The organism is Enterobacter sp. Bisph1 (genome assembly GCF_000814905.1).
GTDB lineage: Bacteria > Pseudomonadota > Gammaproteobacteria > Enterobacterales > Enterobacteriaceae > Kosakonia.
Genome location: NZ_JXAG01000050.1, coordinates 147,969 through 159,830, shown reverse-complemented (window position 1 = coordinate 159,830; position 11,862 = coordinate 147,969). Strand labels below are relative to the sequence as shown.

General features: G+C 54.6%; 14 protein-coding genes. 8 read left to right on the top strand and 6 right to left on the bottom strand.

Annotated elements, in window-relative coordinates:
* Nucleotides 1-34 precede the first annotated feature (34 nt).
* Entirely contained in the window at nucleotides 35-931 is an 897-nt protein-coding gene (locus RW65_RS18410) for an aldo/keto reductase (protein WP_039058258.1), read from the bottom strand.
* A 49-nt stretch (nucleotides 932-980) separates the two neighbouring features.
* The gene (locus RW65_RS18405; protein ID WP_039058257.1) at nucleotides 981-1,220 is read right to left on the bottom strand and encodes a DUF1289 domain-containing protein; all 240 of its coding nucleotides are present in this window, start codon (nucleotides 1,218-1,220) and stop codon (nucleotides 981-983) included.
* A 120-nt stretch (nucleotides 1,221-1,340) separates the two neighbouring features.
* Between RW65_RS18405 and RW65_RS18400 the strand changes: the two genes are divergently transcribed.
* The 4 genes from RW65_RS18400 to rnt all read left to right on the top strand — a co-directional run bounded on the left by RW65_RS18400 (nucleotide 1,341) and on the right by rnt (nucleotide 4,334).
* Nucleotides 1,341-1,937 (top strand): TetR/AcrR family transcriptional regulator, encoded by a 597-nt coding sequence (locus RW65_RS18400; RefSeq protein WP_039058256.1) that lies wholly within the window; start codon nucleotides 1,341-1,343, stop codon nucleotides 1,935-1,937.
* A gap of 56 nt (nucleotides 1,938-1,993) precedes the next feature.
* Complete coding sequence (locus tag RW65_RS18395) at nucleotides 1,994-3,088, top strand: alkene reductase (protein WP_039058255.1); 1,095 nt, start codon at nucleotides 1,994-1,996, stop codon at nucleotides 3,086-3,088.
* Between the two features lie 93 nt (nucleotides 3,089-3,181).
* Nucleotides 3,182-3,589: a lactoylglutathione lyase gene (gene gloA, locus RW65_RS18390; RefSeq protein ID WP_039058254.1), complete on the top strand. Its 408-nt coding sequence runs from the start codon at nucleotides 3,182-3,184 to the stop codon at nucleotides 3,587-3,589.
* Nucleotides 3,590-3,680: 91 nt separating this feature from the next.
* A complete protein-coding gene (gene rnt, locus RW65_RS18385; protein ID WP_039058253.1) occupies nucleotides 3,681-4,334 on the top strand; it encodes a ribonuclease T in 654 nt (217 codons plus the stop codon).
* Nucleotides 4,335-4,372: 38 nt separating this feature from the next.
* Here the strand turns inward: rnt and RW65_RS18380 are convergent, their stop codons facing one another.
* A complete protein-coding gene (locus tag RW65_RS18380) occupies nucleotides 4,373-4,717 on the bottom strand; it encodes a Grx4 family monothiol glutaredoxin (protein WP_039058252.1) in 345 nt (114 codons plus the stop codon).
* A 339-nt stretch (nucleotides 4,718-5,056) separates the two neighbouring features.
* Here RW65_RS18380 and RW65_RS18375 point away from each other — a divergent pair, with 339 nt between their 5' ends.
* Nucleotides 5,057-5,887 (top strand): C40 family peptidase, encoded by an 831-nt coding sequence (locus RW65_RS18375; protein ID WP_039058251.1) that lies wholly within the window; start codon nucleotides 5,057-5,059, stop codon nucleotides 5,885-5,887.
* A gap of 125 nt (nucleotides 5,888-6,012) precedes the next feature.
* A complete protein-coding gene (gene sodB, locus RW65_RS18370) occupies nucleotides 6,013-6,594 on the top strand; it encodes a superoxide dismutase [Fe] (protein ID WP_039058250.1) in 582 nt (193 codons plus the stop codon).
* Between the two features lie 57 nt (nucleotides 6,595-6,651).
* Here the strand turns inward: sodB and RW65_RS18365 are convergent, their stop codons facing one another.
* Complete coding sequence (locus tag RW65_RS18365; RefSeq protein WP_039058249.1) at nucleotides 6,652-7,821, bottom strand: MFS transporter; 1,170 nt, start codon at nucleotides 7,819-7,821, stop codon at nucleotides 6,652-6,654.
* A 168-nt stretch (nucleotides 7,822-7,989) separates the two neighbouring features.
* Nucleotides 7,990-8,079 carry a cytochrome bd-I oxidase subunit CydH gene (gene cydH, locus RW65_RS22780; RefSeq protein ID WP_156124031.1) on the bottom strand — a complete coding sequence of 30 codons (90 nt, stop codon included), beginning with the start codon at nucleotides 8,077-8,079 and terminating at the stop codon, nucleotides 7,990-7,992.
* A gap of 298 nt (nucleotides 8,080-8,377) precedes the next feature.
* Here cydH and purR point away from each other — a divergent pair, with 298 nt between their 5' ends.
* Nucleotides 8,378-9,403, top strand: a complete 1,026-nt coding sequence (purR, locus tag RW65_RS18360) for an HTH-type transcriptional repressor PurR (RefSeq protein ID WP_039058248.1) — start codon at nucleotides 8,378-8,380, stop codon at nucleotides 9,401-9,403.
* 18 nt (nucleotides 9,404-9,421) lie between these two features.
* On the opposite strand, the gene punR is transcribed toward purR, so the two are convergent.
* Nucleotides 9,422-10,333: a DNA-binding transcriptional activator PunR gene (punR, locus tag RW65_RS18355; RefSeq protein WP_039058247.1), complete on the bottom strand. Its 912-nt coding sequence runs from the start codon at nucleotides 10,331-10,333 to the stop codon at nucleotides 9,422-9,424.
* Between the two features lie 111 nt (nucleotides 10,334-10,444).
* On the opposite strand from punR, the gene punC reads away from it, so the two are divergent.
* The gene (punC, locus tag RW65_RS18350) at nucleotides 10,445-11,644 is read left to right on the top strand and encodes a purine nucleoside transporter PunC (protein ID WP_039058246.1); all 1,200 of its coding nucleotides are present in this window, start codon (nucleotides 10,445-10,447) and stop codon (nucleotides 11,642-11,644) included.
* Nucleotides 11,645-11,862: the final 218 nt, after the last annotated feature.

Genomic DNA, 11,862 nt, shown 5'->3' with positions numbered 1-11,862 from the left:
GCGACAGATTTCACCGGGAGGTCATGCCAGCGGGTTAGGGTACGTCGTAACCGAGCGCCGCTTTGCGGATGCGGAACCACTGCTGGCGCGTCATCGCGAGCTGCTCCGCGCCCAGTGCTGAACGTACGCGTTCAATTTTACCCGATCCGATAATCGGTAACGGCGCAGACGGCAGACGCATTACCCAGGCGTACACCACTTGCTCAATATTTTGCGCATTAAGTTCCTGCGCAACCAGCGCCAGTTCATCACGTAACGGCTGGAATGCGGCATCGTTAAACAGACGCCCGCCGCCGAGACACGACCACGCCATTGGGCGAATGCGCAGTTGCTGGAGCTGATCCAATGTCCCATCCAGCAGTAGTGGTTGATGCACAGGGGAGATCTCCACCTGATTCGTCGCCAGCGTAAACGGCAGACGCGATTGCAGCAGGGCGAACTGCGCCGGGGTAAAATTGGAGACGCCGAAGTGGCGCACTTTGCCGCTCTGGTGCAGATGCAGGAAAGCTTCCGCGACCTCATCGGCATCCATCAGCGGATCCGGACGGTGGATCAGCAACAGATCGAGGTTGTCGGTGGCCAGGTTCAGCAGCGACTGTTCGGCGCTGCGAATAATATGATCGCTATCGGTGATGTAATGACCAAGGGCATGTTCTGGTTTTGCGGTGGTGGCAATCCCACATTTGCTCACGATTTCCATGCGGTCACGCAGATGAGGCGCGAGTTTCAGCGCCTCGCCAAACGCCGCTTCGCACTGGTAGCCGCCATAAATATCCGCATGATCAACGGTGGTCACACCGAGATCGAGATGGGATTCAATAAAGCTGACCAGCTGTTGCGCGGACATATTCCAGTCCATTAACCGCCAGTAACCCATCACAAAACGGGAGAACTCCGGGCCCTGCGGGGCGAGAGCAATACGCTGAACCATAATGATTTCCTCGAAAGAATTTGGCCTTCGAGTATACGCATTTTCGCGTTCAAAACAGTGAGGGTTGCTGAGGTTCTTCCGGCGGGGAGACTTTATTTGCGCGTATTTTACGCAGGAAACGCTGCCGACAAAGGCGCAGGACTTCCTGCTTTTGCCCATCGCTCATGGTTTGCCAGTTAAACCGCTCATCGCGGCTGCGCATACAGCCCCGGCAAAAGCCCCGTTCATCGGACTGACAAATACCGCGGCACGGGCTCTGGACGGGAAAAAACTCCAGTTGTTCTGGCACAGTCGACTCCGTAAATACAGGCAGGTTCTTTAATTGAAGACTGCCTGCCCTAAACCCGCAAGGCGATTAGCGCATTATTAGCCACTTGCATGCGACCGATCGGTCTAGTAGAGTGGCGCAATGAACAGAAACACCGAACACGACACGCGCGAACACTTACTCGCCACCGGCGAGCAGCTGTGCATGCACAGAGGCTTTACCGGGATGGGCCTGAGCGAACTACTGAAAACGGCGGAAGTGCCAAAAGGCTCTTTTTACCACTATTTTCGCTCAAAAGAGGCGTTCGGCGTGGCGTTACTTGAGCGTCACTATGCGGCTTATCACCAGCGGCTCGCCAGCCATTTCACCGGCGGGCCGGGAAATTACCGTGATAAGCTGCTGGCCTATTATCAGCAGACGCTTAACCAGTTTTGCCAGCTGGGGATCATTAGCGGTTGCCTGACGGTAAAGCTGTCGGCTGAAGTGTGCGATCTGTCAGAAGATATGCGCGCGGCGATGGACAAAGGCGCGCGCGGCGTTATCGCCCTGCTCGCCGATGCCCTTGAAAAGGGGCGCAACGATAGCAGCCTGACCTTTCAGGGCGAAGCCCTGACGCAGGCGCAAGTGCTCTACTCTCTGTGGTTAGGGGCTAATTTGCAGGCCAAGATTTCCCGCAGTGCCCTACCGCTGGAAAGCGCGCTGGCGCATGCTAAAAATATCATTATCACGCCTGTCTGATATCAGGCGATTTTATTTCACTTATTACTAGTCGACCGGTCTATTCAGGAGTTGTTATGTCCAGTAAATTATTTACCCCGCTGAAAGTGGGCGCAATTACCGTGCCGAACCGCGTTTTTATGGCGCCACTGACGCGCCTGCGCAGCATTGAACCCGGTGATATTCCGACGCCGTTAATGGCGGAATATTATCGTCAGCGTGCCAGCTCCGGCCTGATTATCAGCGAAGCGACGCAAATTTCCGCACAGGCGAAAGGCTATGCTGGCGCACCGGGCCTGCACAGCGCGGAACAAATTGCCGCATGGCAGAAAATCACCGCTGCCGTACATGCCGATGATGGCCGTATCGCCGTCCAGCTGTGGCACACTGGCCGTATCTCTCACAGCAGCCTGCAGCCAGGCGGCGCGGCACCCGTTGCGCCTTCGGCCATCAATGCCGGTACGCGGACTTCTTTGCGTGATGCTAATGGCAACGCCACCCGTGAAGATACCAGCACGCCGCGCGCGCTGGAGCTGGAAGAAATACCGGGTATCGTGAATGATTTCCGCCAGGCGGTTGCTAACGCGCGCGAAGCGGGTTTTGACATGGTTGAACTGCACTCTGCCCACGGTTATCTCCTGCATCAGTTCCTTTCACCGTCCGCAAACCAGCGTACGGATCGGTACGGCGGCAGTGTGGAAAACCGCGCGCGCCTGGTGCTGGAAGTTATTGATGCTGTCAGCAAAGAGTGGGCTGCCGATCGTATTGGTATTCGCGTCTCGCCGATCGGTTCTTTCCAGAACACCGACAATGGCCCGAACGAAGAAGCCGATGCGCTCTATCTGATTGAAGAACTCGGTAAACGTGGTATTGCCTATCTGCATATGTCCGAGCCGGACTGGGCGGGCGGTGAGCCGTACACCGAGGCGTTCCGTGAAAAAGTGCGCGCACGCTTCCCCGGCGCGATTATCGGCGCGGGTGCCTATACGCCGGAAAAAGCAGACGATCTTATCGAAAAAGGGTTGATTGATGCGGTGGCCTTTGGTCGTGCCTACATCGCTAACCCTGATCTGGTGAAGCGCCTGCAGTTAAAAGCAGAACTGAATCCGCAGCGCCCGGAAAGCTTTTATGGCGGCGGCGCGGAAGGCTATACCGACTATCCTGCGCTCTAATCCTCTGATTGTTCATTGATAGCGGCGCGTCTGCGCCGCTATACTCAAACCGTGTTTCTATCGGAATGTTAAACATTTATAAACGAGGACTTTATGCGCTTACTTCACACTATGCTGCGCGTCGGCAACCTGCAACGCTCCATCGAATTTTACACTAACGTGCTGGGCATGAAGCTGCTGCGTACCAGCGAAAACCCGGAATACAAATATTCACTGGCTTTCGTCGGTTACGGCGCGGAAAGCGATGAAGCGGTGATCGAGCTGACTTACAACTGGGGTGTGGAAAGCTACGATCTGGGTAACGCCTACGGCCATATCGCCCTGAGCGTGGAAAACGCCGCAGAAGCTTGCGAGGCTATTCGCAACAACGGCGGCAACGTCACCCGTGAAGCGGGTCCGGTTAAAGGCGGCACCACGGTTATCGCCTTCGTAGAAGATCCGGACGGTTACAAAATCGAACTGATTGAAGAGAAAGACGCCGGCAACGGCCTGGGTAATTAATCCCGCTCCGGGCGCTTTGCGCCCGCTGTTTTACATCCCTTCGCAAAATTTGCCATAATGCGCTGCCATTTCCCCCTACCAAGAGATCCTGATGTCCGATAATGCTCAACAGACTGGTCTGTGCGCCCGTTTTCGTGGTTTTTATCCTGTGGTTATTGATGTTGAAACCGCGGGGTTTAATGCTAAAACCGATGCACTGCTGGAGGTCGCCGCCATTACCCTGAAAATGGACGAGCAAGGCTGGCTGATGCCCGATAGCACCCTCCATTTTCACGTTGAGCCTTTCGAAGGCGCGAATCTGCAACCTGAAGCGCTGGCCTTTAACGGTATCGATCCGAGTAATCCGCTGCGCGGCGCGGTGAGCGAATACGATGCGCTGCACGCTATTTTTAAAATGGTGCGCAAAGGCATTAAAGATCAGGGCTGCAACCGCGCCATTATGGTGGCGCATAACGCTACCTTCGATCACAGCTTTATGATGGCTGCCGCAGAACGCGCCTCGCTCAAACGCAACCCTTTCCACCCGTTTGTTACCTTCGACACCGCTTCCTTGAGCGGGCTGGCGCTTGGACAGACGGTGCTGTCAAAAGCCTGTGCCGCAGCGGGCATCGACTTTGATGCGTCGCAGGCGCACTCTGCGCTGTACGATACGGAACAAACCGCCCTGCTGTTTTGTGAAATCGTAAACCGCTGGAAACGCCTTGGCGGATGGCCGCTGCCCATCGCTGACGAAGATCAGGCATAAAAAAAGCGACCGTCAGGTCGCTTTTTTACTGGCGCAGATTATTCCGCGCTCGGCTCATCTTTATGCTTAGCCGCAGACTCTTTAATCAGCGTCTGCAGTTCGCCGCGCTGATACATCTCGATAATGATGTCGCAGCCACCAACCAGCTCACCCTCAACCCACAGCTGCGGGAAGGTTGGCCAGTTGGCGTATTTCGGCAGTTCTGCGCGGATATCTGGGTTTTGCAGGATATCGACATAGGCAAAACGCTCGCCGCACGCAGAGAGCGCCTGTACCGCCTGGGCGGAGAAACCGCAGCTTGGCAGCTTCGGGGAACCTTTCATATACAGCAGAATCGGGTTTTCAGCGATCTGGCGCTGGATTTTTTCAATTGTTGTGCTCATTGTCTTGCTTCCTTCAACTTCTTCTACGGCAGATAACCATTATTGTAACGGTTTGCAGGGGCATCGGAAAATAACATTTTATTCACCGTTCATGATTTTATCGTCTGACGGCAAAAGTTGCCTTAGGAATATGACTTATCTCAACTCGCCGCCCCGCTTGCCGCTTAACTCTTGAGCATATAGAAACGTTTTGCTGATTTTTTTTGCGCTTGTTAACGAAACGCAGCATTAGATGCAAAAACAGTATTAACTTTTAGGCTTTTTCTGGATTAGAATCGACAAGTTTTGAAAAACCATTCGCATGCATTTTTAATGCCTGCTCTAACAGGGGATTGCTCAGTGGCGCGGATACCTAAAGCTTCAATCACGCTCTGTGCTTTGTTGTTCACCACGATTTCTTTCACGCCATTAGCGAGTGCCTCCGAGCAGGCGCGAACGTCGGCCGTGCATAAAGCGCATCTGGTGAAAGCATCCGAACGTAAGAAAAAAACCACCACCGAAAAAACATCAAAGAAAAGCAGTCGCAGTACGGCAGAAAAAACCACTCATAACAAAACGCCCGAGAGTAAAAAAACTCCGGCAACAAAAAAAGTTTCCACCAGCAAAAAAGCCAGCAAAATCACCTCGCGTCGTAAAGAACCCACTCCGGTAAAAACCACCGCCGTCACCTGGACGGAAAAATGTACGCCGCGCAAAGGCCATAAACCCCATTGTGTGAAGGTCAAAAGCAACTCTACCCTCGCCGATATTCATAAAGTGCGGATCCAAAAGGCACAGAAAACTGCCATGTCCAAGCTGATGAATCAGTTGGGCAAGCCCTATCACTGGGGCGGCACTTCGCCGACTACCGGTTTCGATTGCAGCGGTCTGGTCTATTACGCCTATAAAGACCTGGTGAAATTCCGTATTCCACGCACCGCTAACGAGATGTATCACCTGCGCGATGCATCGCCGGTGAACGTGGCGGAACTGGAGAGCGGCGATCTGGTGTTCTTCCGCACCCAGGGCCGCGGTACCGCCGATCACGTTGGCGTGTATGTCGGTAATGGCAAATTCATTCAGTCTCCACGCAGCGGCCAGGATATTCAGGTCACCTCCCTCAGTGAAGATTACTGGCAGCGCCATTATGTCGGTGCCCGCCGCGTCGTGACGCCGAAAACCATTCGTTAACCGGTTACCTGCCGCCTCGGCGGCAGGTAACATCCTCTTTTATCAGCCCTTTCTATTTGCTACCCTTAACCCGCACGCTCAATAGGGCTATTGGGCGCAATTAAAATAAAAGAAGGGGAATAGCAATGTCGTTCGAACTACCTGCATTACCGTATGCGTTAGACGCCCTGGCACCGCATATCTCAGTTGAAACGCTGGAATACCATTATGGCAAGCACCACCAAACCTATGTCACTAACCTGAATAACCTGATCAAAGGCAGCGCCTTTGAAGGGAAAACGCTGGAAGAGATTGTTAAAACCAGCGAAGGCGGCATCTTTAATAATGCTGCGCAGGTGTGGAATCATACTTTTTACTGGAACTGCCTGGCACCGAATGCCGGCGGTGAACCGACCGGCGAACTGGCGGCGGCGATCGCTAAATCGTTTGGCAGCTTTGCCGAATTCAAAGCACAGTTCACCGACGCCGCTGTTAAAAACTTCGGCGCGGGTTGGACATGGCTGGTGAAAAAAACCGATGGCACGCTGGCGATTGTTTCTACCTCCAACGCAGGTACACCGTTGACCAGCGATGCAACACCGCTATTGACCGTTGATGTGTGGGAACATGCCTACTATATCGACTACCGCAACGCCCGTGCGAACTACCTGGATCACTTCTGGGCGCTGGTGAACTGGTCGTTTGTGAGCAACAACCTGGCGGTTTAACGCAGGATAAAATAAAGGAGGGGCAAGCCCCTCCTTATCTATTTATGCCGAATCTTATTATTCCACCGCCGCACAGACCCGCTGCGGCTGTGAGCGCCCTGACCAGAACACCACCAGCAAACCTGCCGCGGCGATAATCGCCCCCATCACCGGCACAAACCCATAGCCTAAGCCGCCAGAGATGACCGCCCCACCGGCTGCCGCGCCCAGCGCGTTACCAAGGTTAAAGGCCCCGATATTAACGGAAGAAGAGAGCCCCGGCGCTTCATGGGCAACGCGCATTACCCGCATTTGCAGCGGAGGCACAACGGCGAAGGTCGCCGCGCCCCATACCACCATACTGATAGCTGCGCCAACTTCGCTGCGTGCGAGGAAAGGGATCGCCAGCATAATGGCAATCAGTAACAGCAAAAAGCCTTTCAGGGTGCCGGTAACAGAACGATCCGCCAGCTTGCCACCAAGATAGTTGCCCAGCGAGAAACCAACGCCGATCAACACCAGCATCGCGGTGACAAAGCCCGGCGTGGCGGCTGTAATGGTGCGCAGTACCGGCGAGATATAGGTATAGAGGGTAAACATCGCCCCTGCGCCGAGTACGGTCGTCAGTAGCGCCGACAGGACCTGCGGACGCACCAGCACCGACAACTCTTTGCGCACGTCAGGGCGCTCACCCGCGCCGCCTTTCGGTAAGGAGAAGAACAGGCTTGCCATCGCAATTACCCCCAGACCGGCGGTCGCCATAAATGACATGCGCCAGCCAATGGTTTCGCCAAGCCAGGTTGCAGCCGGCACGCCGCCGATATTGGCAATTGTCAGCCCCATAAACATAGTTGCCACTGCGCTGGCCTGTTTCTCTTTGGCGACAACGCTTGCCGCTACCACCGAACCGAGGCCAAAGAACGCGCCATGATTCAGGCTGGTGACAATGCGTGCCAGCAGCAAAGTGGTGTAATCCGGCGCAATCGCTGAGAGAACATTGCCGAGGGTAAAGATAGCCATTAAAAAGATCAGCGCATTGCGTCTGCCACGGTGCGACAACAGCAGCGTCATTAATGGCGCGCCGACCATTACGCCGATAGCGTAAGCGCTAATCAGCATTCCCGCCGCCGGGATAGAGACATTTACGCCATGGGCAATAACCGGCAATAACCCCATTGGGGAAAACTCTGTGGTACCAATGCCGAAAGCGCCAATCGCCAGGGCAAGCAAAGGAAAATTTATCTTCATCTCATGACTCCAGAAAGACATGCCGAAACGCGGCGATGTCGCAGAAGGCAAAAGTATGACAGCAATCACAAAAAACAGAAGTTAGCAGAATGACAAAAGAGTATTGCGTAAGTGATAACAATGGCGGGAGGGAGTAAACCGAGGGAGAAGGCTCTCCCTCGCGATAAATCAATGCAGTGCGGCAGTCAGCCCGCCAAAAACGATCAGGCTCAGAACGATGACGGTGGTGTACAACGAATATTTCAAATCGGTATTCATCAATTTTCCCCTTTTTTGATTTCCCCACAAAAAGTGAGCTAACGCATTTTTGCATAAATAATCCTAAAAATCTTGCAGGAATTAGCCAGAGAATCGTTTTATTACTTCCCCTTTTGCTCAAGATCAGACAAAATTCGACGCTAAATTTATTAGCGTACCGGCCATTGTCTCCCCTCCTGACGTCCCGTGTCGTTTTCCCGGCGTACCGCATCCCATTTATCGGGCCAAGGGTGATTAAAGGCAAACGTTTACCTATAGTTTTATCAGGAGCTTAAGATATGGTCTGGAGTGTTATCTGATGGCAACCATTAAAGACGTAGCGAAACGAGCAAACGTTTCCACTACAACCGTATCACATGTAATTAACAAAACCCGTTTCGTCGCCGAAGAGACGCGTAATGCGGTGTGGGCGGCAATTAAAGAGTTGCACTATTCACCAAGCGCCGTCGCCCGCAGCCTGAAGGTTAATCACACCAAATCCATTGGCCTGCTGGCTACCAGTAGCGAAGCGGCCTACTTTGCGGAAATCATCGAAGCCGTGGAGAAAAAGTGTTTCCAGAAGGGCTACACCCTGATCCTCGGTAATGCCTGGAATGACCTGGAAAAACAGGGTGCCTATTTGTCGATGATGGCGCAAAAGCGCGTCGATGGTCTGTTAGTGATGTGCTCCGAGTACCCTGCATCCCTGCTGAACATGCTGGAAGAGTATCGCCATATTCCGATGGTGGTGATGGACTGGGGCGAGGCGAAAGCCGATTTTACCGATTCAGTGATTGATAACGCCTTCGAAGGCGGCTATATGGCCGGGCGCTATCTGATTGAGCGCGGGCATCGCGATATTGGCGTTATCCCCGGCGCCCTCGAGCGCAACACCGGCGCGGGTCGTCTGGCAGGTTTTATGAAAGCGATGGAAGAAGCGCTGATCACGGTACCGGAAAACTGGATTGTGCAGGGCGACTTCGAGCCAGAATCTGGCTATCGCGCCATGCAGCAGATCCTCGGCCAAAGCCATCGCCCAACGGCGGTCTTTTGCGGAGGTGACATTATGGCGATGGGCGCATTGTGCGCCGCCGACGAAATGGGCTTGCGCGTGCCACAGGATATCTCACTGATTGGCTATGACAACGTGCGCAACGCCCGCTTCTTTACCCCGGCGCTAACCACTATTCACCAGCCGAAAGATTCGCTGGGCGAAACCGCGTTTACGATGCTGCTGGATCGCATTGTGAATAAACGCGAACAGTCGCAGTCCATTGAAGTCCATCCGCGACTCGTTGAGCGCCGCTCCGTGGCCGATGGCCCGTTCCGCGATTATCGCCGCTAACCGTGCCGGCGGGAGCCCTTAATTCGGCTCCCGCAACCATTCGTCATTCAGCGTTTCGCTATCCCCCAGATATTCCAGCAGCCAGTTTATCGCCGGCGAGGCGTCATTTTGTTGCCAGGTCAGGCAACAGGCGGCATCGGGGAATGGATTTTCCAGCGTCAGCGCAACCCAGTCACCACTGTCCAGACGCGGACGGGCGAAATGGGCCGGAACCATACCGACGCACAACCCTGCGGATAAACACGCCTCCGAAGAAGCCCAGTCCGGCACCACTACCCGTTTTTGGTTATCCAGCAGCCAGGTGATGCGTTTTGGCAATGAGCGCGACGTATCTTCTTGCACCAGCGAAGGCCAGTTGCGCAACGTCTCATCGCTTAGCGGCCCGGGGAGTGACGCCAGCGGATGGCGACTGGAAACCACACATTTCCAGCTCAGCATACCCATGTCACGAAAGGCGTAGCGACCACCGACCGGAATAGCCTGCGTCGCGCCAATCGCCAGCTCAACGCGCCCGTCGGAAAGCGCATCCCAGACGCCATTAAACACTTCCTGGTATACCTGCAGTTCGACATCGCTGAAGTGGCGATAGAAATCGACGATCAGTTGCCGGGTGCGTTCAGGTTTTACGATATTATCGACGGCAATCGCCAGCTGGCCGCGCCAGCCGTTGGCTATCTGCTGGCACTGCTGACGGGTGACCTGCATTTTTTTGATAACAGATCGCCCCTCTTTCAAAAACCAGACCCCGGCGGGCGTCAATTCGACATCGCGATGGCGACGCTCAAACAACGGCACCGCCAGCCACTCTTCCAGCTGTCGCACGGTATAGCTCACCGCAGAAGGTACACGATGGAGCTCCTGCGCGGCACCGCTAAAACTGCCGTTGCGCGCGACAGCATCAACCACTTCCAGCGAATATTCTGACCACATAATCTGCCTGCAAAAATTTTGAAACCACTGCGCAAATATTAGCGTTTCACAACCTTAAATGCACTCCTTACACTCGACAGCCCTGATCACCTGCAATAAAGAGAAACCATAATGCAACCTGGCAACGGATTTTTAGTCTGGCTCGCGGGATTAAGCGTGCTGGGCTTTTTAGCCACCGATATGTACCTCCCCGCCTTCAGCGCCATCCAGCAAGATTTAGGGACTTCCTCTGCGGTGGTTAGCGCCACACTGAGCCTGTTTCTGGCGGGCTTTGCCATCGCCCAGTTGGTGTGGGGCCCGTTATCGGATCGCTACGGTCGTAAGCCGATTCTGCTAAGCGGGCTGGCAATATTCGCGCTGGGCTGTATCGGCACATTATGGGTCCGGGATGCGACATGGCTGCTGGTGCTGCGTTTTGTCCAGGCGGTTGGCGTCTGCGCCGCCACGGTAAGCTGGCAAGCGCTGGTCACCGACAATTACCCTGCTCATCGCGTGAACCGCATTTTCGCCACTATTATGCCGCTGGTTGGCTTAACGCCCGCGCTGGCACCGTTACTGGGGGCGTGGATCCTTGCCCATTTCAGCTGGCAGGCGATTTTCGCTACCCTGCTGGCCATTACGCTGCTGTTGATGATCCCGGCCTTCAGGCTTAAAGCGCCGGTAGCGAAAAACGCGGCCCATGAACAGCCGCTGACCTTTATGGATTTGCTTCGCGTGCCTGCCTATCGCGGCAACGTGATTATTTATGCTGCCTGCTCCGCCAGCTTTTTCGCCTGGCTGACCGGCTCGCCGTTTATTCTGCACGAAATGGGCTATGGCCCGTCAGTGATTGGCCTTAGTTACGTGCCGCAGACGATCGCTTTCCTGGTGGGCGGCTATGGCTGCCGCGCCGCGTTGCAGAAGTATCAAGGCGCTCGCCTGCTGCCGTTGCTGCTTGGCGCGTTTGCGTTAAGTGTTATCGCTACCTGGGCGGTCGGTTTTATGCCGCAGGTCTCGCTAACCGCGCTGCTGATCCCTTTCTGCTTTATGGCGATGGCCAACGGCGCGATTTACCCTATCGTGGTCGCTCAGGCGCTGCGTCCTTTCCCGCAGGCGACCGGCCGCGCGGCGGCGCTGCAAAACACGCTGCAGCTGGGATTATGTTTCCTCGCAAGCCTGGTGGTGTCATGGCTAATTGCCACCCCGCTGCTGACCACGACCAGCGTTATGGTGTCGATGGCGCTGCTGGCGGCAGTGGGCTATCGTCTGCAACGTCATGCTGACGCACAACCGTCAGCGAAAGAGGCTCCCGCGTCTTCTGTACAGGGCTAATTGCGCAAATAACGCGCAAGCATAAAAAGTTAGCTTGCTAAGTATTTTTTATTGAATCAGCCGATTTTGAAGCCTATACTCATTTCGGCTGTCGATAAATACGATAAATATTATGCATTAACGGGTGCCGGATCGCGCCCGTTTTACCAGGGATGGCCTTTCGGCAAGGGACCTCTCCCTTCCTCTGTTCTACGTCGGATATCAGCCTCACGGCGAAA